Annotated in this window: 18 protein-coding genes; 16 read left to right on the plus strand and 2 right to left on the minus strand. The window is 71.3% G+C overall.

Annotated elements, in window-relative coordinates:
* Positions 1 to 58 precede the first annotated feature (58 nt).
* Genes ABZT93_RS04605 through ABZT93_RS04615 form a run of 3 tightly spaced genes read left to right on the plus strand, consistent with a single transcriptional unit; the run spans position 59 to position 2,690 of the window.
* The gene (locus ABZT93_RS04605; RefSeq protein WP_356098828.1) at positions 59 to 592 is read left to right on the plus strand and encodes a PadR family transcriptional regulator; all 534 of its coding nucleotides are present in this window, start codon (positions 59 to 61) and stop codon (positions 590 to 592) included.
* The gene (locus tag ABZT93_RS04610) at positions 589 to 1,287 is read left to right on the plus strand and encodes an ABC transporter ATP-binding protein (RefSeq protein ID WP_356098831.1); all 699 of its coding nucleotides are present in this window, start codon (positions 589 to 591) and stop codon (positions 1,285 to 1,287) included. The genes ABZT93_RS04605 and ABZT93_RS04610 overlap by 4 nt, the downstream gene beginning before the upstream one ends.
* Positions 1,288 to 1,337: 50 nt before the next feature.
* Positions 1,338 to 2,690 (plus strand): ABC transporter permease, encoded by a 1,353-nt coding sequence (locus ABZT93_RS04615; RefSeq protein WP_356099783.1) that lies wholly within the window; start codon positions 1,338 to 1,340, stop codon positions 2,688 to 2,690.
* Between the two features lie 87 nt (positions 2,691 to 2,777).
* On the opposite strand, the gene ABZT93_RS04620 is transcribed toward ABZT93_RS04615, so the two are convergent.
* Positions 2,778 to 3,314 (minus strand): HNH endonuclease, encoded by a 537-nt coding sequence (locus tag ABZT93_RS04620; protein WP_093908392.1) that lies wholly within the window; start codon positions 3,312 to 3,314, stop codon positions 2,778 to 2,780.
* Positions 3,315 to 3,595: 281 nt separating this feature from the next.
* On the opposite strand from ABZT93_RS04620, the gene ABZT93_RS04625 reads away from it, so the two are divergent.
* From ABZT93_RS04625 to ABZT93_RS04660, 8 genes are all read left to right on the plus strand, one after another.
* Entirely contained in the window at positions 3,596 to 4,699 is a 1,104-nt protein-coding gene (locus ABZT93_RS04625; protein ID WP_356098835.1) for a mechanosensitive ion channel family protein, read from the plus strand.
* Between the two features lie 131 nt (positions 4,700 to 4,830).
* Positions 4,831 to 5,670 carry a hypothetical protein gene (locus ABZT93_RS04630; protein ID WP_356098838.1) on the plus strand — a complete coding sequence of 280 codons (840 nt, stop codon included), beginning with the start codon at positions 4,831 to 4,833 and terminating at the stop codon, positions 5,668 to 5,670.
* Between the two features lie 181 nt (positions 5,671 to 5,851).
* Positions 5,852 to 7,045, plus strand: coding sequence for an ROK family transcriptional regulator (locus ABZT93_RS04635; protein ID WP_356098841.1), 1,194 nt, complete (start codon positions 5,852 to 5,854; stop codon positions 7,043 to 7,045).
* A gap of 54 nt (positions 7,046 to 7,099) precedes the next feature.
* Complete coding sequence (locus ABZT93_RS04640) at positions 7,100 to 8,455, plus strand: ABC transporter substrate-binding protein (protein WP_356098844.1); 1,356 nt, start codon at positions 7,100 to 7,102, stop codon at positions 8,453 to 8,455.
* Positions 8,455 to 9,396, plus strand: coding sequence for a sugar ABC transporter permease (locus ABZT93_RS04645; RefSeq protein WP_356098847.1), 942 nt, complete (start codon positions 8,455 to 8,457; stop codon positions 9,394 to 9,396). Before ABZT93_RS04640 ends, ABZT93_RS04645 begins: the two co-directional genes overlap by 1 nt.
* A 2-nt stretch (positions 9,397 to 9,398) precedes the next feature.
* Entirely contained in the window at positions 9,399 to 10,292 is an 894-nt protein-coding gene (locus ABZT93_RS04650) for a carbohydrate ABC transporter permease (protein WP_356098849.1), read from the plus strand.
* Positions 10,293 to 10,298: 6 nt separating this feature from the next.
* Positions 10,299 to 11,564, plus strand: a complete 1,266-nt coding sequence (locus ABZT93_RS04655) for a 6-phospho-beta-glucosidase (RefSeq protein ID WP_356098852.1) — start codon at positions 10,299 to 10,301, stop codon at positions 11,562 to 11,564.
* Complete coding sequence (locus ABZT93_RS04660) at positions 11,555 to 12,526, plus strand: BadF/BadG/BcrA/BcrD ATPase family protein (protein WP_356098855.1); 972 nt, start codon at positions 11,555 to 11,557, stop codon at positions 12,524 to 12,526. The genes ABZT93_RS04655 and ABZT93_RS04660 overlap by 10 nt, the downstream gene beginning before the upstream one ends.
* On the opposite strand, the gene ABZT93_RS04665 is transcribed toward ABZT93_RS04660, so the two are convergent.
* Complete coding sequence (locus ABZT93_RS04665; protein ID WP_356098858.1) at positions 12,514 to 13,104, minus strand: AAA family ATPase; 591 nt, start codon at positions 13,102 to 13,104, stop codon at positions 12,514 to 12,516. The genes ABZT93_RS04660 and ABZT93_RS04665 overlap by 13 nt on opposite strands.
* Positions 13,105 to 13,306: 202 nt before the next feature.
* Between ABZT93_RS04665 and ABZT93_RS04670 the strand changes: the two genes are divergently transcribed.
* Genes ABZT93_RS04670 through ABZT93_RS04690 form a run of 5 tightly spaced genes read left to right on the plus strand, consistent with a single transcriptional unit; the run spans position 13,307 to position 21,077 of the window.
* Complete coding sequence (locus ABZT93_RS04670) at positions 13,307 to 14,776, plus strand: hypothetical protein (protein ID WP_356098861.1); 1,470 nt, start codon at positions 13,307 to 13,309, stop codon at positions 14,774 to 14,776.
* Positions 14,777 to 14,790: 14 nt separating this feature from the next.
* The gene (locus ABZT93_RS04675) at positions 14,791 to 15,858 is read left to right on the plus strand and encodes a glutamate ABC transporter substrate-binding protein (protein WP_356098864.1); all 1,068 of its coding nucleotides are present in this window, start codon (positions 14,791 to 14,793) and stop codon (positions 15,856 to 15,858) included.
* Between the two features lie 54 nt (positions 15,859 to 15,912).
* Complete coding sequence (locus tag ABZT93_RS04680) at positions 15,913 to 17,247, plus strand: hypothetical protein (protein ID WP_356098866.1); 1,335 nt, start codon at positions 15,913 to 15,915, stop codon at positions 17,245 to 17,247.
* Positions 17,244 to 19,754, plus strand: coding sequence for a tetratricopeptide repeat protein (locus ABZT93_RS04685; RefSeq protein WP_356098869.1), 2,511 nt, complete (start codon positions 17,244 to 17,246; stop codon positions 19,752 to 19,754). Before ABZT93_RS04680 ends, ABZT93_RS04685 begins: the two co-directional genes overlap by 4 nt.
* Positions 19,755 to 21,077 (plus strand): protein phosphatase 2C domain-containing protein, encoded by a 1,323-nt coding sequence (locus ABZT93_RS04690; protein WP_356098872.1) that lies wholly within the window; start codon positions 19,755 to 19,757, stop codon positions 21,075 to 21,077. It begins immediately after the preceding gene.
* Positions 21,078 to 21,159: the final 82 nt, after the last annotated feature.

The raw sequence follows: 21,159 nt of genomic DNA on the forward strand, positions 1-21,159 counted from the left end.
CCCTTCGCCCACTGATCACTATTCACTCAGTACATGTACATGGTGCATACTCGTCGACATGAGCATCCGCCACGTACTGCTGGGGCTGCTCGCCGGAGGGCCGAGCCATGGCTACGACCTGAAGCGACGCCACGACGACCGTTTCCCCGAGGCCCGTCCACTGGCCTACGGGCAGGTCTACACGACCCTCCAGCGCCTGGTCCGGGACGGTCTCGCCGAGATCGACGGCACCGACTCCGACGGCGGCCCGGAGCGCACCAGGTACCGCTCGACCGAGGCGGGCGCGCGGGAACTGGCCGAGTGGGCCGGGCAGATCGCCCCGCCCGCGCCCTTCGTGACCAACGAGATCTTCGCCAAGGTCGTCGTCTCGATCCTGTCCGGCGGCGACCCGGACGCCTACCTGCGGGCCCAGCGCGCCGCCCACATGACGCGGATGCGGGAGCTCACGGCGGTCAAGACCGCCACGGGGGCCGACCTCGCGACCGTGCTCTCGGCGGACTACGCCCTCAACCACCTCGACGCCGACCTCCGCTGGATGAACACCACGGCGGCCCGGCTCACCACTTTGACCGCGGAGGTCGACTCGGCATGAACACCCAGGGGGACACAAGGGTGCCGCTCCTCGAAGGGCGCGGTCTCGTCAAGACGTACGGCCCGACCAAGGCGCTGTGCGGCGCCTCGGTCCGGCTGGACGCCGGAGAGATCCTCGCCGTCACCGGCACCAGCGGCAGCGGGAAGTCGACGCTGCTGCACTGCCTGGCCGGGATCGTCGGCCCGGACGCCGGTTCGGTGTCCTACGGCGGTGAGCGCCTCGACCAGCTGCCCGAGAAGCGGCTGAGCGAGCTGCGCCGTACGGAGTTCGGCGTGGTCTTCCAGTTCGGGCAGCTCATCCCCGAGCTGACGGCGCTCGACAACGTGGCGCTGCCGCTGCTGCTCGCGGGCCTGTCCCGCGCCGACGCCCACACGCGGGCCGGTGAGTGGCTGGAGCGGTTCGGAGTGCGCGGCCAGGCCGGGCTGCGGCCCGGAGAGATGAGCGGCGGACAGGCCCAGCGGACCGCGCTGGCCCGCGCCCTGATCACCGGACCGAAGGTCGTCTTCGCGGACGAGCCGACCGGCGCGCTGGACTCCCTGGCGAGCGAGCAGGTCATGACGGCCCTCGTCCGCACGGCCCGCGAGTCCGGCACGGCGGTCCTGCTGATCACCCACGACGCCCAGGTGGCGGCGTACGCGGACCGCGAGCTGCGGATGGCCGACGGGGCCGTGGTCCCGGTGGGGGTGACGGCGTGACGACCGGTCCCAAGGTGCGGACCGCGAGCCCTCTGGCCGCCGATCTCCGTATGGCCTGGCTGCTCACCCGCGGTTCCGACCGGCGGGAATGGTGGCGGGTCGGGCTCACGGCCGTGGGCGCGGCACTCGCGACCGGGTTCGCGCTGGCCGCCGTCTGTCTCGCCTCGCTCCAGGGGCAGTACCACATCCCCGTCGGCGCCGGTCTCCTCGACGAGCCCGGCACCCGCTCCGGCGTGATCGTGACCCTGCTGCTCCTGCTGGTGCCGGTCCTCGGTTTCCTCGGCCAGTGCGCCCGGCTCGGAGCCGTGCACCGCGACCGACGGCTCGCGGGGCTGCGGCTGGCGGGCGCCTCGGCCGCCCGGGTACGGCGGATCTCGGCGCTGGAGACGGGCCTGGCCTGTCTGCTCGGCTCGGCGCTCGGGACGGCCGTCTCGGTCGTGGTGCTGCTGAGCCGGTGGCGGAGCCCGGCCGCCCTCGCCTGGGCCGGGATCGCGGTGGTCGGCCTCGGCGTGCCGGTGCTGGGCGCGTGCGCGGGTGCGCTGGCGCTGCGCCGCGTGGTGACCTCGCCGCTCGGTTGGGTCCGGCGGGTGCGGCCGCGGTCGGGACGGGGACCCGGCCTGCTGTTCGCGGCGGCTCTGCTGCCGGTGGGCGCGGTGGCGCCGGCCGCGGTGGCCGGCACCACCGGTGGGATGCCGGGCCGCGGCGGCCTGGCGTACGCGGAGGGGCCGCTGCTGGTGGCCGGGGCGCTGCTCGCGGCCGGTGCGGGCGCGGTGTGGCTGTCGGGGGCGACGGCCGGGTTCATGGGGCGCCGGCTGGCCGTCCGGGCCCGGACGGCGGCGACGCTGATCGCCGCGGAACGGCTGCGCGAGGACCCGTGGGCGGCGGCCCGTACACATGCGGCGGTGCTGCTGGTGACGGTCTCCGGGACGGGGTACCTGGGCATCCGCCAGGCCCTGCTCGCCGATCTCGGCGGCAGGGACGCCGACCGGCTCGGCGCGAGCATGTCGTACTACGAGTCGGGTCTTGACCTGACCGCGGCCGCGATCCTCGTCGCCCTGGCGATCACCCTCGGCGGTCTCGCCGTCGGTACCGTCGAGTCCCTGGCCGCGCGGCGCCGGGGCCTGGCCGCGCAGACCGCCGCCGGGGTGCCACAGTCGGTGCTCGGCAGGGCGCTGCTCCTGGAGACCGCGCTGCCGCTCGCGCCCGCTCTGCTGCTGGGCGGCGCCGGGGGCATGGCGATCGGCGTCTGGTACGCCCGGCTCACCTCGGACGGCCCGCCCGTCACGCCGTACGCGGCCCTTCTGGTCCCGCTCGGGGTGTACGCGGCCTGTCTGCTGGCCGCCGCCACCTCGCTGCCCCTGCTGCGCCGCTCGGTCCGTCCGGCGGAGCTCAGGTACACGTGAGCGCATGAACGTCCGGCCCCGGAGGCGCGGGGGACCTCCGGGGCCGGAACCGAGCCGCGTGCGGCAACACAAAGGCCCGGATCGTCGTCAGGCTGAGATGCCGTCGATCCGGGCCATGGCGTCCTCCGCGCCGAACGGCTGCAAGTACGGCAGCCAGCGCGGGTCCCTGTGCCCGGTGCCGATGATGCGCCAGGCCAGCCCGGTGGGTGGGGCGGGTTTGTGGCGCAGCCGCCAGCCGATCTCGAACAGGTGTCGGTCGGCCTTCACGTGGTTGCAGCGCCGGCAGGACGCCACCACGTTGTCCCAGACGTGCTTGCCCCCGCGGCTGCGCGGGATGACGTGGTCGACGCTGGTTGCGACGCCACCGCAGTACATGCACCGGCCCCCGTCCCGGGCGAAGAGCGCCCTGCGGGTGAGAGGGACGGGTCCCCGATAGGGAACCCGCACGAATCGCTTGAGCCGGACCACGCTGGGTGCGGGGACTGTGACGGTCGCGCTGTGCATGAAGGCGCCGGATTCCTCGAGGGAGACGGCCTTGTTCTCCAGGACGAGGACGAGCGCGCGGCGGAGCGGTACGACGCCGAGGGGCTCGTACGACGCGTTGAGTACCAGGACATGCGGCACGGATGCCTCCTTGGGCGTCGGCGGCGCGTGGCTCGCGCCGGGACGAACTGCAGTCAGTCTCCCCTCTCTGCCGGGAGAAACGCCACCATGTCCCGGTAACGGGCTGGGAGTGTTTTCGACCACACCTTTCTTCATCCCCAGGTGAGAGCCACCTCTCCCCCAGACATTGCAACGATCCACACACGATGCACCGTTAGTGTGGTGAGCCTGCTTTACCGGTGACCTTTTCGTGACCTTGACCGCCACGCCGGAAGCAGGCGCAGCACCTGGAGGTACCTGCCGTGTCCTTGTCCGCCGTCCTACTGGCCGCGAGTCCGTCGCCGTCGCCGTCCCCCTCGGACACCTCGACGCCGGCCGTGCCGAGTCTCCAGGACGCCCAGGAGAGCGCGACCAACGCCGCGAGCTGGGTCGAGCAGAACTGGTCGACCTGGCTGGCGATCGGTCTGCGGGTCCTGCTGATCCTGGTGATCGCCGGCGTGCTGAGAATGGTCGTGCGGCGGGCCATCACCAAGCTGATCGACCGGATGAACCGCACCGCCCAGGCGGTCGACGGCACCTCGATCGGCGGTCTGCTCGTCAACAACGAGCGCCGTCACCAGCGCTCCCAGGCGATCGGCTCGGTGCTGCGTTCGGTGGCCAGCTTCGCCATCCTGGGCACCGCGGCCCTGATGATCCTCGGCGCCTTCGAGATCAATCTGGCCCCGCTGCTGGCGTCGGCCGGTGTCGCGGGTGTGGCGATCGGTTTCGGCGCCCGCAACCTCGTCACGGACTTCCTCTCCGGTGTCTTCATGATCCTGGAGGACCAGTACGGCGTCGGCGACACCATCGACGCGGGGGTGGCCTCCGGCGAGGTCATCGAGGTCGGTCTCAGGGTGACCAAGCTGCGCGGCGACAACGGCGAGATCTGGTACGTCCGCAACGGCGAGGTCAAGCGCATCGGCAACCTCTCCCAGGGCTGGGCGACGGCCGGCGTGGACGTGACCGTGCGGGCCTCGGAGGACCTCGACAAGGTCAAGCGGGTGCTGGGCGAGGTCGCCGAGAAGATGAGCAAGGAGGAGCCCTGGAACGAGCTCCTGTGGAGCCCGATCGAGGTCCTCGGCCTGGACAGCGTCCTGCTGGACTCCATGGTGGTGCGGGTCTCCGCCAAGACGATGCCCGGCAAGTCCCTCACGGTCGAGCGCGAGCTGCGCTGGCGCATCAAGCGTGCCTTCGACGCGGCGGACATCCGCATCGTCGGCGGCGCGACCGTCCTCGCCGAGGAGGAGCCCGCCGACCCGGCCGCGGCGGTCGCGGCCCCTTCGGTCTTCTCCAACTCGGAGTCCCCGCAGTCGGCGGCGGCCTCCCCGCTCGTGTCGGCACCGGTTCAGCGTCCGGCGCCGAAGTAGCCCGAACTCTCACCGTCTTCACATGAGCGGCGCATTCCGTCCACAGGCATGATCATCTAATGTCACCCCCACAACGGGCCCTTGTTCTGGAGCGCAACGCCCAGGGGCCCGTTTCGAATGTGGGGAAACACATGAGAAAGCTCGCCATAGGCATCGCCGCGTCCGGTGCCCTGGCCCTGACCGGTCTGGTCGCGCCCGTCGCGTCCGCGGCCGACACTCCGAACCTGGTCTTCTCCGGCATCACGGTCAACAGCGGCAAGGCGATCGTCGCCGGCACCACCGCCATCGTGAAGGTGCCGGTGACCTACACCCTGGCCCGCCCGGCCGACCTCACGATCGACTACAAGAACACCTTCGCGGGCGTCCTGCTCTACCGGGGCACGCTCAAGAAGATGGCGAACGAGATGGAGCCCGAGGACGCGCCGACCTGCACGACGACAGCGACGACGGAGACCACCGTCACCGAGTCGTGCAAGGAGACGCTCACGATCGACCCCGAGGGCTACTTCTACTCGGCCGCGGACGCCACCACCTGGAAGGCCGCCGGCGTCTACAGCCACATGGACCAGGACAACGACGACTCCGACGGCCACATCAGCCTGGGCTACAACTACGACGTGTGGGGCCCCCTCGGCAGCGGCGTCCAGGTCAAGCGCGCCGCCAGGCTCACCGCCAACGCGTCACCCGAGCCGGTGAAAAAGGGGAAGACCATCACGGTCACCGGCAAGCTCACCCGGGCCAACTGGGAGACCAGCACCTACTCGGGCTACACCTCCCAGAAGGCCACCCTCCAGTTCCGGGCCAAGGGCTCGAACACCTACAGCACGGTCAAGACGGTGACCTCCGGCACCGGCGGCGCCCTCAAGACGACGACCACGGCGTCCAAGGACGGCTACTACCGCTACGTCTTCGCGGGCACGTCCACGACCGGCGCCGCTACGGCCGCGGGCGACTACATCGACGTGCAGTAGGCCCACCCGCACCACCCTCACCGCCCCCGCAGGTAACGACTCCGTTTCCTGCGGGGGCGGTTTGTCGTTCCCCTCTTGACGGACAGGTGGTCCAGACCTAAGTTCCGTGACATCCGATAGGAAACCTTCCTAACAGTCGTCGGACAGTAAAGTCGTCCGGCAGTCACGGAGAGGGGCACCCATGGCAGGCACACCACGCACACTCCGCGCCATGAACGACCGTGCCGCGCTCGACCTCCTGCTGGAGCACGGCCCCCTCTCCCGCACGCGGATCGGCAAGCTCACCGGCCTCTCCAAGCCGACCGCGTCCCAGCTCCTGGCCCGCCTGGAGGCCTCAGGGCTCGTCCTGGCCACCGGTACCAGCGAGGGCAGGCCGGGACCCAACGCCCAGCTCTACGAGGTCGACCCGAGTGCCGCGTACGCCGCCGGGCTCGACGTCACCCCCGAGCGCATCCTCGCCGCGGTCGCCGACATCACCGGCCGCGAGGTGGGCTCCTTCGAACTGCCGACCCCGGGAAGGCGACCCGCCCAGCCCGTCGTACGGCAGGTCACCGACGCCCTCGACGGGGCGGTGAAGGCGGCGGGCCTGGCCCGCGGCGACATCCACCGGCTCGTCATCGGCACCCCGGGCGCCTTCGACCCGGGCACGGGCCGGCTGCGCTACGCCTCCCACCTCCCCGGCTGGCACACCCCGACCCTGCTCGACGAACTCGCCGCCGTGCTGCCGATGCCGGTCGAGTACGAGAACGACGTCAACCTCGTCGCCGTGGCCGAACAACGGCTCGGAGCGGCCCGCGGCCACGAGGACTTCGTGCTGCTGTGGAACGAGGGCGGTCTCGGCGCCGCCCTGGTCCTCGGCGGACGGCTGCACCGCGGCTGGACGGGGGGCGCGGGAGAGGTGGGTTTCCTGCCGGTTCCCGGAGCGCCCCTGGTACGGCAGGTGACCAAAGCCAACAGTGGCGGCTATCAGGAGCTCGCGGGCTCCCAGGCCGTCCCGGGCCTCGCCCGCGAGCTCGGCATGACGGACATCCCCTCGGGGCCGTACGCCGAGGTCGCCGCCGCCCTCGTCGAGCGTGCCGCCACCGAGGACACCGTCCTGAACCGGCTGCTCCTGGAGACCTACGCCACCCGCCTGGCCACCGGTCTCGCCTCCCTCGTCTCCGTCCTCGACCCCGAACTCGTCGTCCTCAGCGGTGCCTCGCTCACCGCCGGCGGCGACACCCTGCGCGCCCTCGTCCAGGCCGAGCTGGAGGAACTGGCAGCCTCCCGGCCCCGGCTGGTCGTCGGCGCCGTCCGTGAACACCCCGTGCTGCGCGGTGCGCTGGAGAGCGCGCTGGCGGCCACCCGCGACGAGGTCTTCGACACCTCGCGCTGACCCCCGTACTCCCCCACACCCTCACCTCACCGCCCGTCCCTGGGAGACCCCGTCATGCGCACAGCCCTTTCCTCCGCCATACCCTCATCCGCCCGAAAAGCGGCCTTTGCCCTGACCGTGTCCGCGGTGCTCGTCACCACGGCCTGTACCGGCCAGTCCTCCTCCGGCGCCGACGACGACGCCTCGAAGGAGACGACCATCAACTTCTGGCACGCCTGGAGCGCGGACTCCGAGGTGGCGGGGGTGAAGGCGCTGGTCGCCGGGTTCGAGAAGGCGCACCCCAACATCCACGTCAACGTCGTCGGCAACATGACCGACGACAAGATCAACCAGGCGCTGCGCACGGGCGGCGACAAGGCCCCGGACGTCATCTCGTCGTTCACCACGAACAACGTGGGCAAGTTCTGCTCCTCGGGCGCGCTGGTCGACCTGAACCCCTTCTTCAAGAAGTCGGGGATCGACCCGGACACCACCTTCCCGGCCGCGATGAACCAGTACACGCAGTTCGACGGCGACCGCTGTGCGGCGCCGCTCCTCGGTGACGCGTACGGGCTCTACTACAACAAGACGGCGTTCGAGAAGGCGGGCATCACCTCGCCGCCCAAGACGTGGACCGAGTTCGAGGCCGACGCGAAGAAGCTGACGATCGCCCAGGGCGACTCGTACAAGCAGCTCGGTTTCATGCCGGACTACCACGGCTGGGAGACGACCACCGAGCACTACATGGGCCAGTTCTCGCCCACCTACTTCGACAAGGCGGGCAAGTCCACGATCGCCACCGACCCGGCCGTCACCGCCGCCTTCACCCTCCAGAAGAAGCTCGTCGACGATCTCGGCGGCTACAAGAAGCTGGAGAAGTACCGCGCGGGGCTCGGCGACGAGTGGGGTCCCAAGCACCCCTTCCAGACCGGCCAGGTCGCCATGCAGCTCGACGGTGAGTGGCGGCTCGGCATGGCCGTGGACGCCAAGCCCGGCTTCGACATCGGCGTCGCCCCGCTGCCCGTCGCGGACGACCAGGCCGACCAGTACGGCAAGGGCTACATCACCGGCACCATCGCCGGCATCGCCGCCAACAGCACCAAGCAGAACGCGGCCTGGGAGTTCCTGAAGTACATCACCACGGACACGGACGCGGTGGTCGGCTTCTCCAACGCCATCCACAACGTGCCCTCGACGCTCGCCGCCCTGAAGTCCCCGAAGCTGAAGTACGACCCGCGCTTCAAGACCTTCCTCGACATCGCCGCGAACCCGAACTCGACGACCGCCCCGTCCTCGATCAACGGCGGTGTGTACCTCACCACCATTCAGGACCTCGGCTACGCCTACGAGAGCGGCAAGGTCACCGACCTGAAGAAGGGCCTCGCCGGCGCGGCCAAGCAGATCGACACGGACATCGCGCAGGCGAAGTAATGGCCACGATCACTCTGGCGTCGAAGCGCCGCAGGTCGGCGCTTCGCACGATCGCCTTCATGTCGCCCTGGTTGATCGGCTTCACGGTCTTCTTCGCGTACCCGCTGCTCTCGACGGTCTACTTCTCGTTCATGCACTACGACGGCTTCAAGCCGCCGACCTGGAGCGGGACGAAGAACTGGACCTACGTCTTCAAGGACTACCCCTTCTTCTGGCCCGCCCTGCGCAACACCCTGTGGCTGGTCGTGGTAATGGTGTCCCTGCGGGTCGTCTTCGGACTCGGCGTCGGCCTGCTCATCACGAAGATCAAGACGGGTACGGGTGTCTTCCGGACGCTCTTCTACCTGCCCTACCTGGCCCCGCCGGTGGCCGCCACCATGGCCTTCGCGTTCCTGCTCAACCCCGGTACCGGACCGGTCAACTCGATCCTGGAGAAGGTCGGCATCCCGGCCCCCGGCTGGTTCAACGACCCCGCCTGGTCCAAGCCCGCCCTCACCCTGCTCGCCCTGTGGGGCATCGGCGACCTGATGGTCATCTTCATGGCCGCCCTGCTGGATGTGCCCCAGGAGCAGTACGAGGCCGCCGAGCTGGACGGGGCGTCGGCGTGGCAGCGGTTCCGGTTCGTCACCCTTCCCAACATCTCGCCGATCGTGATGTTCGCCGTGGTCACCGGTGTCATCCAGACGATGCAGTACTACACACAGCCACTCATCGCCGGGAAGGTCGCCTCGGGCGTGATCCAGGGCGCGGGCACGCAGTTCGAGCCCGGCTATCCGGAGAAGTCCACGCTGACCCTCCCCCAGCTCGTCTACAACCTCGGCTTCCAGCGCTTCGACTACGGCTCCGCGTGTGTCGTCGCCCTCGTCCTCTTCGCCCTGTCGATGCTGTTCACCGCGTTCCTGATGCGGCGCCGGGGCGGTCTCATCCAGGCAGGTGACTGACCATGACCCAAGTACTGGACCGGCCGGTGGAGTTGAAGACGCCGGCCTCGCCCGCCGAACGCACCGCCCGGCGCAAGGCACTCCTCGAATGGGTGGCGATCCACTCCCTCGGCATCGCCGCCGCGCTCTTCTTCACGCTGCCCTTCGTGTTCGTGTTCCTGACCTCGCTGATGAGCGACACCCAGGCCCTGAGCCGCGATCTGATCCCGCACACCTGGGAGTGGGGCAACTACAAGCGGGTCTTCGACACGCCGGGCTTCCTGACCTGGTGGCGCAACACGCTGATCTACGCGGGACTGGGAACAGTCCTTACGGTCGTGTCGTCGATCCCGGTGGCGTACGCGCTCGCCAAGTTCCGCTTCCGGGGCCGCAATCTCTCCCTGATGCTGGTCATCTCGATGATGATGCTGCCGCCCCAGGTGGTCATCATCCCGATGTACCTGTTCTGGGCGAAGCAGCTCGGGCTGTCCGGCACCCTGTGGCCGCTGATCATCCCGATGGCGTTCGGGGACGCGTTCTCGATCTTCCTGCTCCGGCAGTTCCTGATGACGATCCCGAACGAGTACGTGGACGCGGCCAAGGTCGACGGCTGCGGCGATCTGCGCACCCTGTTGCGGGTCGTCATCCCCATGGCCAAGCCGGGTATCGCGGCTGTCGCGCTCTTCCAGTTCTTCTACGCCTGGAACGACTACTTCGGCCCGCAGATCTACGCCTCGGAGAACCAGAACGCCTGGACGCTGAGTTACGGCCTGGAGTCCTTCAAGGGCATGCACCACACCGACTGGAACCTCACCATGGCCGCGACCGTGCTGGTCATGGCCCCCGTGATCCTCGTGTTCTTCTTCGCGCAGAAGGCGTTCGTCGAGGGCGTCACCCTGACCGGAGTGAAGGGTTAACCACACATGAAACTCACCGTGGTCGGCGGCGGCTCGACCTACACCCCCGAACTCATCGACGGTTTCGCCCGGTTGCGCGACACCCTGCCCGTCGAGGAACTCGTCCTCGTCGACCCGGCCGAAGACCGCCTGGAGCTGGTCGGTGGGCTCGCCCGGCGCATCTTCGCCAGGCAGGGCCACGACGGCCGTATCGTCACCACGTCCGACCTGGACGCGGGCGTGGACGGCGCCGACGCGGTGCTGCTGCAACTGCGCGTCGGTGGCCAGGCGGCTCGGCAGCAGGACGAGACCTGGCCCCTGGAGTGCGGCTGTGTCGGCCAGGAGACGACCGGCGCGGGCGGCCTCGCCAAGGCGCTGCGCACCGTCCCGGTGGTCCTCGACATCGCCGAGCGGGTCCGCCGGACCAACCCGGCCGCCTGGATCATCGACTTCACCAACCCGGTCGGGATCGTCACCCGTGCCCTGCTCCAGGCCGGGCACAAGGCGGTCGGGCTGTGCAACGTGGCGATCGGCTTCCAGCGGAAGTTCGCCGGGCTGCTCGGCGTCGCCCCCGCCGACCTCCACCTCGACCACGTGGGCCTCAACCACCTCACCTGGGAGACCGGGGTACGGCTCGGCGGTCCCGAGGGCGAGGACGTCCTGCCCAAGCTTCTCACCGGGCACGGCGAGGCGATCGCCGCCGACCTGCACCTGCCGCGCACGCTGCTGGACCGGCTCGGCGTGGTCCCGTCGTACTACCTGCGCTACTTCTACGCGCACGACGAGGTCGTACGGGAGCTCGGCAGCAAGCCGTCCCGGGCCGCCGAAGTGGCGGCGATGGAACAGGAGTTGCTGAAGATGTACGGCGACCCCGCCCTGGACGAGAAGCCGGAGCTGCTCGCCAGGCGGGGCGGCGCCTACTACTCGGAGGCGGCCGTGGACCTTGCCGCCGCACTGCTCGGCGGGGGCGGCAGCCCCTACCAGGTGGTCAACACCCTCAACCGGGGCACACTGCCCTTCCTGCCCGCCGACGCGGTGATCGAGGTGCAGGCGGCGGTGGGCCCGAACGGGCCGGCCCCGCTGGCGGTGCCTGCCGTGGACCCGCTGTTCGCGGGCTTGATGGCGCACGTGACGGCGTACGAGGACCTGGCGCTGGAGGCGGCTCTGCGGGGCGGCCGGGACCGGGTCTTCAAGGCGCTGCTCGCCCACCCCCTCGTCGGCCAGTACGAGTACGCCGAGGGCCTCACCGACCGACTGATCGCACACAACCGGGAGCATCTCGCGTGGGCCTGACCGCATGCGTCCTCGCCGTCGACGCGGGCAACAGCAAGACCGACGTGGCCGTCGTGGCGGCCGACGGAAACGTCCTCGCCACGGCCCGCGGCGGCGGGTTCCGGCCGCCTGTGGTGGGCGTCGAGGCGGCGGTGGACACCGTCGCCGACGCGGTCGGGCGGGCCTTCGCCGCGGCCGGGGTGACGTCGGTGGAGCACGTCTCGGCGTGCCTCGCCAACGCCGACTTCCCGGTGGAGGAGCAGCAGTTGGCCGCGGCGCTGCACACGCGCGCGTGGGGCCGGGACGTGGAGGTCCGCAACGACACCTTCGCGATCCTGCGGGCCGGGATCACCGAACCGCGCGGGGTCGCCGTGGTGTGCGGCGCGGGCATCAACTGCGTCGGCATGCGTCCCGACGGCCGTACCGCCCGCTTCCCCGCGCTCGGCCGGATCTCCGGCGACTGGGGCGGCGGCTGGGGGCTCGCCGAGGAGGCACTGTGGCACGCCGCCCGCGCGGAGGACGGGCGGGGCGTCGACACCGACCTCGCGCGCGTGCTGCCCGCTCACTTCGGGCTGCCGTCGATGTACGCCCTCGTCGAGGCCCTGCACCTGGAGGAGATCGCCCCCGCCCGCCGCCACGAACTGACCCCGGTGCTGTTCGCCACGGCCGCCGCCGGCGACCCCGTGGCCCGCTCGCTCGTCGACCGCTTGGCCGACGAGGTGGTGTCCATGGCCACGGTGGCCCTGGCCCGCCTCGACCTCCTCGACGAGGAGACCCCGGTCCTGCTCGGCGGCAGCGTCCTGGCCGCCCGCCACCCCCAACTGGACGACGGGGTGCGGGAACTCCTGGCGGCCCGCGCCCCGAAGGCCGTGCCCCAGGTGGTGACGGCGAGCCCGGTCCTGGGCGCCGCGCTCCTCGGCCTGGACCGGGCGGGGGCGTCCCCTGAGGTACAGGCGAGGGTGCGGGCGTACTACGAGGCCTGAGCGAGCACCGCGTCGGCCACGTCGGAGACGGACATGCCGTTGCCGACGTCGACGCGGGGCAGTCCCAGCCGGTCGACCGCCTCCACCATGAGCTCCTGGTAGCGCACGCTCCGGGCCAGGAACCTGTCCATCAGCGCCCGCTCCTGCTCCGACGCCTCGTCATAGCGCCCGCCCGCACGGATTCGGGCGCGTACGACGTCCTCGCCGGCGGTGAGCCATACGGCGGCCGTGTGCGGGGCGTCCAGTGCTGCGACCCGCTCCGGCCACAGCGCGGAACCCTCCAGGACCAGGCCCGGCCCGGTGGCGTGCGCCTCGACCAACGCCTCGATGCGGGGCCAGAGCCGCTCGTAGTGGGCCAGGACCGAGTCGATCAACTCGTCGACGCCGAGCGTCGCGTAGTGCTCGGCCACATGGGGCGGCACCTCTCGCTCCGGCGTGCGCCAGGGCCGCCCCGGGTGCCTCGCCAGCAGGTCCGTCGACCGATGCTCGAAGCCGAGCCGGTCGGCGATCGCCTCGGCGACCGTGGACTTGCCGGTATGGGACGTTCCGCCGATCATCACCACACGTACCCCGCGCACGACGGCAACCCTACGCGCCCCCTGGGGGAACCGAACCGATTCCCGTGGCGTATTCATGGGCAAGGGGTGGTGCGGGGGGGCGCGGCCGGGCCGTCGGCAGACGATCCGACGCGATCCGATCAAGATCCAGCCAAGGCCGGTGCGGATGTCGGTCCCGGCAGCGATACTTGCGGCGAGGGATGACCATGGGGGAGGTCAAACGGTGACACATCCGCCGAAGAGCAGCGCGGCACCACCGGTTTCCGGGGTGCCCACGATTCCGGCCGTACCACCGCAGCCGGGACCCCCGGTCCCGGCCCCGCAGGCACCCCCGTCCGCCCCCGCGCCGGACCCGGCGCCCGCCCGCCGTACGGCCTTCGCCGAGGGCTTCGACCAGGTGCGCGCGGCCGCCACCACCGAACCGGGCCGGCTGCGCATCATCGGCGCGGCGATCGCCCTGCTCGTCCTGCTCTTCGGCGCGGTGACCGCCTGGCAGACCGACGACCGGGCCACCGCCGCGGACGACGTGCTCCACAAGAGCCAGCCGCTCAGCAGCGCCGCCGCCGACATCTACCTGTACCTGGCCGACGCCAACACCACGGCCTCCAGTGGCTTCCTCGCCGGCGGGCAGGAGTCGGCCGACTCCCGCGAGCGCTACGAGCGCGACATCGACCAGGCCGCGGACGGTCTGGTCGAGGCCGCCTCGAACTCCGAGCCGAACTCCCCCGCCGCGAAGACCGTGGCCGAGCTCAACACCCTTCTGCCGGAGTACAAAGGCCTGGTGGAGCAGGCCCGTACGTACAACCGCCAGGGTTTCCCGGTCGGCGGCGCGTATCTGCGGTACGCCAACGAGAAGATGCAGGAGGAGATGCTCCCGAAGGCGCAGAACCTCTACACGAGCGAGAACCAGCGGCTGCGCGCCGACTACGCCGAGGCCACGCCCTACCCGTGGGCCGCGATCGGCCTCGGCGTCCTGGCGCTCGCCGGGCTCGCCTGGGCCCAGCACCGCAACTACCGGCGCACCAACCGGGTCCTGAACCACGGTCTGGTCGCGGCCACCGCGACGGCCACGGTGGTGCTGCTGTGGCTGGTCGTCGGCCACACCGTCGCGCGCTCGGGCCTCGAGGACTCCTACGACCACGGGGTCCGCTCGCTCAATGTGCTGCACGACGCCCGCATCGCCTCCCTGAAGGCGCGCGGCAACGAGAACCTCACGCTGGTGGCCCGCGGCGCGGAGACGGTCACCAAGAAGAACGCCCAGGGCAAGGAATTCACCTACGACGCCTACGACCTCGACTTCGGCGAGGACATGGACGCTCTCGGCAAGGGGCTGGCCGAGGCGTCGAAGCTCGCCGACGACCGCAGCGGCGAAGAGCCGGTGACCGCGGCACAGGGCAACATGAAGGTGTGGAAGGAGCGCCACGCCGCGGCCCGCACGCAGGACGACTACGGCAACTACGAAGAGGCGCTGAAGCGGGTCATCGGCGGCAAGGGCGCGACGGGCGAGTGCTTCGACAGCGTCGACCACAACCTCGACGTCGCCCTGAAGCACGAGAAGTCCGAGTTCCAGCAGTCGGCCGGTGACGGGCTGGACGCGATGACCGGCCTGACGGCGGGCGCCGCCGTCCTGGCCGTCCTGGGCGCGGCCGGCGCGGTGCTCGGCATCGGGCGCAGGCTGTCGGAGTACCGGTGAGAGGGGGCGTGACGATGCGGATGCGTGGACGTGTGCGGGCCGGTCTCAGGGGCTGGGGCGGTGTCGGGGCGATGGCGGCCGTCTGCGCCCTGGTGCTCGCCTTCGCCCTGCTGCTGCCGCAGGCCCGGTCGCACGGCGACGGCAGCACCGGCACCGGCGGCCCGGGCGCGACCCACGCCGATCAGGCGGCGGCCGAGGGCGATCCCTGTCTCGTCCCGGCGATCAGGACGCACCCGGAGGAGCAGACGCTGTCCCCGTCGAGCGCGGACGGCACGACCATCGAGAAGATCAAGGCCCGCGAGGGCCAGAAGCGCAAACTGATCGTCGGCGTCGACCAGAACAGCTACCGCTGGGGCTACCGCAACCCCAACGGCGGGGAGCACGCCGACCTGGAGGGCTTCGACATCGACCTGGTGCACCGGATCGCGAAGGACATCCTCGGTGACCCGAAGGCCGTGCAGTTCAAGGCGATCCCCACCAACCAGCGCATCCCGGCCATACAGAACGGCCGGGTCGACATGGTCGTCCGCACGATGACGATCAACTGCAAGCGGGTGGGCCAAGTGGCGTTCTCAGCACCGTACTTCAAGACAGGACAGCAGGTCCTCGCCCCCAAGTCCTCCGGCATCAAGGGCTACGACGACACCCTGGCGCGCAAGAAGATCTGCACGGCGGAGGGTTCGACCGCCTTCAGCAAGCTGGAGGACGACAAGAAGACGGGGGAGCTCGTCGCCTCCGCCGACATCAAAACCACAGTGCCCAACCAACTCGACTGCCTGGTCAGGCTGCAGCTCGGCGAGGTCGACGCCGTGGTCACCGACGGCGCGCTCGCCGCCAGCCAGGCCGCCCAGGACCCCACGGTCGAACTGAAGGGCACCCCCTTCACCACCGAGTACTACGGCGTGGCGATGAAGAGCGACGCCGACGATCTGGTACGCCGGGTCAACCAGATCCTGGTGGACTACCGCAAGGACACCACCGACGGCTGGCAGGCCTCGTACGACAGGTGGCTGTCCGCCACACTGGCCAAGCACTCGACGGAGTCGGAGCCGCCGCCACCGAAGTACCTGCGCAAGAGCTGACGACCGCACGGACGAACAACCACCCAGCAACCCTTCAGCAGCGAGAGGTGATCGATGGGCGTCACGGGACCCCCCGGGCCGGTGATGGACCGGGACGAGGTGGACCGTGCGCTGGCGCGGCTCGGCGCGGAGCACGAGGCGATCGAGACCTCGCTCTTCGCCCTGCAGGACCACGCGGGCCGCAGGCTCCTCGAAGGCGCCGACCTCACCGGGGTCACCAAGGAGCGCTGGGAGGCCGCCGACGCGTCGATCACGCTGCTGTGGGCGTACTTCGACGCCTACTCGGACGCGCTGCGCTCCGCCCGCGCGATCCGCTCCCGCCGCCGCTGGTCCAGCCGCGAGGACCTGGTGGAGCTGACCGAGCTGTTGCGCGGCGAGTCGGTCACGGTCGCGGGCTCGGCGACCGCCACGGCCAATGCGCCGACCCTGCACGGTAATTCGGGGAAACTCAGTGAGCAGTTCTCACTGGTGACGCTCGTGGAGCGGATGAACGAGCTGTACGCGACGAGCCTGGACATGGTCGTCGCCGCCGACGCCGTGTGGTCGGCGCTGCCCGCGCGGATAGACCTGCTGTCCGCCGAACTCCAGCGCACCCGCCGGCTCGCGCACTCCGTCGGCGTACGCCCCGGGGAGCACCCGGCCGGCGACGACCTGGAGCGCATCACGCGTACCCTCACCTCGCTGCGCGAGCAGGTGATCTCCGACCCGCTCGCCTTCTGGCAGCGCGCACAGGGCAGTTCGGCGCCCGGCGGCGGAAGGCCGGACACCGCGGCGTACGACCGTGAGGCGCGCGCCCTCGAGGACGTGCGCCGGGAGATCGACGCGGTGCTCACGGTCCGGCAGGACGCCGAGGCCCGGCTGGTCAAGCTGCGGGACGTGCTCTCCCGCGCGGACCGCACACTCGCCGAGGCCCGCATCGCGCGCGGCGAGGTCCTCGCGAAGATCGCCGCCACGGAGGTGCCGGTCGTCAGCGGACCGCCGACCGTGCTGCAGGAGCAGCTGGCGACGGCCGCCGAGTACCGCAGACACGCCCAGTGGCACCGTCTGTCTCCGCTCCTGGAGTCCCTGGAGGAGAAGGCGGAGGACGAACTGCTGCGCGCCCGCGAGTCGTTGACGGCGGTCACCGCGCCGCTGGCGGTCCGCGCGGAGCTGCGCGGCCGGCTCGACGCGTACAAGGCGAAGGTCGCCCGGCACGGCCTGGCGGAGGACCCGTTCCTGATCGAGCGGTACGACGCGGCCCGGCGCATGCTGTGGAGCGCGCCCTGCGACCTGCGGGTCGCCGAACAGGCCGTGCTGCGCTACCAGCACGCGGTCGCCGAACTGCTGAACGCACCGCGGGTGCCGCAGCAGAGCGGCACCGAGGACCGTAGGGGGGAGTCGACGTCATGAGTCAGGAACAGCAGCCCTGCCAGCGGCCCGGCTGCGACGGCACGTACGAGGACATGGGCGGGGGCGAGCTGTACTGCGACACCTGCGGTCTCGCGCCGGTCCTCCCGGCCGGGGCGGCCCGGGCCGGCTCGTCGCCCACCGGTACGGCGGGCGAGGGCAGGGGCTCACAGGGCAGCGGCAGTTCACGCTCCACCGGCCGCGGCTCCTCGCGTACGACGTCGCACTCGTCGAAGTCCCGGCGCTCGGTGTCGGGACGGCTCTCGCGTTCGGTCTCCGGGAAGTCCACGGGCCGTTCGGTGTCGGTGCGCAGCTCCGGCTCCTCCGCCGGTTCGACCGGGCGCGGCCGGCTCGGCGCGGGGCTCGTCGAGGTGCCCGGGGTGCCGCGGCCCGACCCGCGCGGGATGGTCCTGGAGAACCCGGAGGTGCCCGAGCGCAAGCGGTTCTGCTCGCGCTCCGACTGCGGGGCCCCGGTGGGGCGCTCGCGGGGGGACCACAAGGGGCGCACGGAGGGCTTCTGCACCAAGTGCGGCCACCCGTACTCGTTCGTGCCGAAGCTGAAGTCCGGCGACATCGTGCACGGCCAGTACGAGGTCGCGGGCTGTCTGGCGCACGGCGGTCTCGGCTGGGTCTACCTCGCCGTGGACCGCGCGGTGTCCGACCGCTGGGTGGTCCTCAAGGGCCTGCTGGACACCGGTGACCAGGACGCGATGGCCGCCGCGATCTCCGAGCGGCGCTTCCTCGCGGAGATCGAGCACGCCAACATCGTGCGGATCTACAACTTCGTCGAGCACCTCGACCAGCGCACCGGCTCGCTCGACGGCTACATCGTCATGGAGTACGTGGGCGGAAAGTCGCTGAAGGAGATCGCCAACGGCCGCCGTTCGGCCGACGGCAAGCGGGACCCGCTGCCGGTGGAGCAGGCGTGCGCCTACGGCATCGAGGCCCTGGAGGCGCTCGGCCACCTCCACAGCCGCAACCTCCTGTACTGCGACTTCAAGGTCGACAACGCCATCCAGACCGAGGACCAGCTCAAGCTGATCGACATGGGCGCGGTGCGCAGGATGGACGACGACGAGTCGGCCATCTACGGCACGGTGGGCTACCAGGCGCCGGAGGTCGCGGACGTGGGCCCGTCGGTCGCCTCCGACCTGTACACGGTCGGCCGCACCCTGGCCGTGCTGACCTTCGACTTCCAGGGCTACACCAACGTCTTCGTCGACTCGCTCCCCGACCCCGACCACATCGAGGTCTTCCGCCGGTACGAGTCCTTCTACCGTCTGCTGGTCCGCGCGACCGACCCGGACCCGGCCCGCCGTTTCGCCTCCGCGCAGGAGATGTCGGAACAGCTGACGGGCGTCCTGCGCGAGGTCGTCTCCCTGCAGACGGGCCGCGCCAGGCCTTCCTTGTCGACTCTCTTCGGCCCCGAAGTCCGGGTCACCGACGCGGAGTTGTTCCCGAAGCTGGACGGGGAGGTGTCACGGTTCGGTGCGCGGGTGGTGTCGACGCGCGGCAAGGCGACCACCGGTTCCGTCGGCACCGCGGTCGTCGGCGCCACCAGGCCCATCGTCAAGGACGTCGAGGCGCCCGCCGCCGCGCTCGCGCTCCCCGTCCCCCTCGTCGACCCCTCCGACCCCAACGCCGGTTTCCTCGCCGGGCTCATGACCACCGCGCCCGCCGAACTGCTCGGGGCCCTCGCGGCCGCGCCGGCCCCGTCGGCGGAGACCCGGCTGCGGCAGGTGCGGGCCTGGCTGGAGAACGGCGACACGCACACCGCGGACGAGGCACTGCGGCGACTCGAGGACGAACGGCCCGACGACTGGCGGGTGGTCTGGTACCGGGGCGTGGCCGCCCTGGTGACCGGCGACCACGAGGCCGCCGCGCTCGCCTTCGACGCGATCTACGACGCCTTCCCCGGCGAACCCGCCCCCAAGCTGGCCCTCGGCCTGTGCGCGGAGGTGCTCGGTCAGCTCGACAACGCCGCCGAGTACTACGGCCTGGTCTGGTCGACCGACCCCAGTTATGTGAGCGCCGCGTTCGGTCTCGCGCGCGTGCAGCTGGCGGCCGGGGACCGCCGTGGCGCGGTGCGGACGCTGGAGTCGGTGCCGGAGTCCTCCATCCACTACACCGCCGCCCGGGTCGCGGCCGTCCGTGCGCGGCTGCGTGGACGCACCGCGACCGCGGGCGACGTACCCTTCCTGGACGACCTGACCGCCGCCGCCGGGCAGGTCGAGGCGCTGGACGCGTACGGACTGGATCCGGCACGTCGTGAGCAGCTGTCGGCCGAGGTGCTGGGCGCGGCCCTGGACTGGATACTCTCCGGTGGCCAGGACTCCGTCGCCCCCGCCGCCGGGGGACGGGCGCTGCTCGGCAGCGGACTGGACGAGCGAGGACTGCGCTTCGGCCTGGAGCGTTCGTACCGTGCGCTGGCCCGGCTCGCGCAGGGCGGCAAGGAGAGGATCGACCTGGTGGAACGAGCCAACCGTTACCGCCCCCGGACGTGGGTGTAGTTGATGTCGCAGATGCCCCAGCAGACCGCCCTTTCGAGGTGTCCGAGCTGTGAGGAACCCGTCGAGTCGGGCGACCGTTTCTGCGGTGCGTGCGGATACGACCTGTCCGCCGTCCCGGCGCGGCCGGACGACAGCCCGACCGTCGCCCTGAACGGCGCGCCCCCGGGCGGCCCCTGGCCACAGGCCCCGCACCCGCCGGCGGAGCTCCATCTGCCGACCGACCTGCGGGCCTCCGCTTCGGGCGAGCACGAACTGCCCCCGACGCCACCCCAGTCGGCGCCGGTGCTCGGGTCGCCGGTCTCGCCTGCCTCCGGTGTGCGCTTCGACCGGCAGCCGGAGCCCGACGAGTACGCCCTGCAGGCGCCCGACCCCCGGGTGGCCGCCGGACCGCCCACCCCGGCCGAGGGCACCAAAGTGTGCGTGGCCTGCAGCGCGGGCCGGGTCGACGACGACGGCTACTGCGAGAACTGCGGGCACGCCCAGCCTCGAGAGCGCGACCACATGGAGCAGGAGGCCGGTCCGATCGCCGCCGTCAGCGACCGCGGCCTGCGCCACCACCGCAACGAGGACGCCTTCACCCTCGGCACCAGCGTGCTGCCCGACGGCCGGCCCGCGACCTTCGCGGTCGTCTGCGACGGCGTGTCCTCCGCGACCCGCCCCGACGACGCCTCCCTGGCCGCCTCCCGGGCCGCGGCCGACGCGCTGCTGGCCGCGCTGCCGCAGGGCACCCACCCCCAGCAGGCGATGCACGAGGCGATCGTCGCCGCCTCCCGCGCGGTCAACTCGCTCGCCGCGGAACCCGCCACGGCCCGCGAGCACCAGCCGCACCAGAACGCCCCGGCGTGCACGATCGTCGGTTCGATCGTCACCCCCAGCCTGCTGGTCGTCGGCTGGGTCGGCGACAGCCGCGTCTACTGGGTGCCCACGGACCGCAGTTCACCCCCGGCCCGGCTCACCGAGGACGACTCCTGGGCTGCGCAGATGGTCGCCGCGGGCCTGATGAACGAGGCCGAGGCGTACGCCGACGAGCGCGCCCACGCGATCACCGGCTGGCTCGGCGCGGACGCCTACGAACTCGACCCGCACACCGCTTCCTTCAAGCCGGACCGGCCTGGTGTGGTGGTGGTGTGCACCGACGGCCTGTGGAACTACGCGGAGGCGGCGGACGAGATGGCTCAGGCCGTGCCCGCCGACGCAGCGGCGCGCCCGCTGCACACCGCCCGGGTCCTGGTCGGTCACGCCCTGGACGGCGGGGGCCACGACAACGTAACAGTGGCCGTCGTGCCGTTCCCGACCCCCGCGCAGGGGGCAGGATCGGCCTGAGGCCGTACACGGGGAACGCGTCGCGGCATCAGCGTCGGACCGGAGGGGACCGGTCCGCGATCAGTCATCGGCCCACGAAAGT

It is taken from the genome of Streptomyces sp. NPDC005303, from assembly GCF_040607335.1.
Taxonomy (GTDB): Bacteria; Actinomycetota; Actinomycetes; order Streptomycetales; family Streptomycetaceae; genus Streptomyces.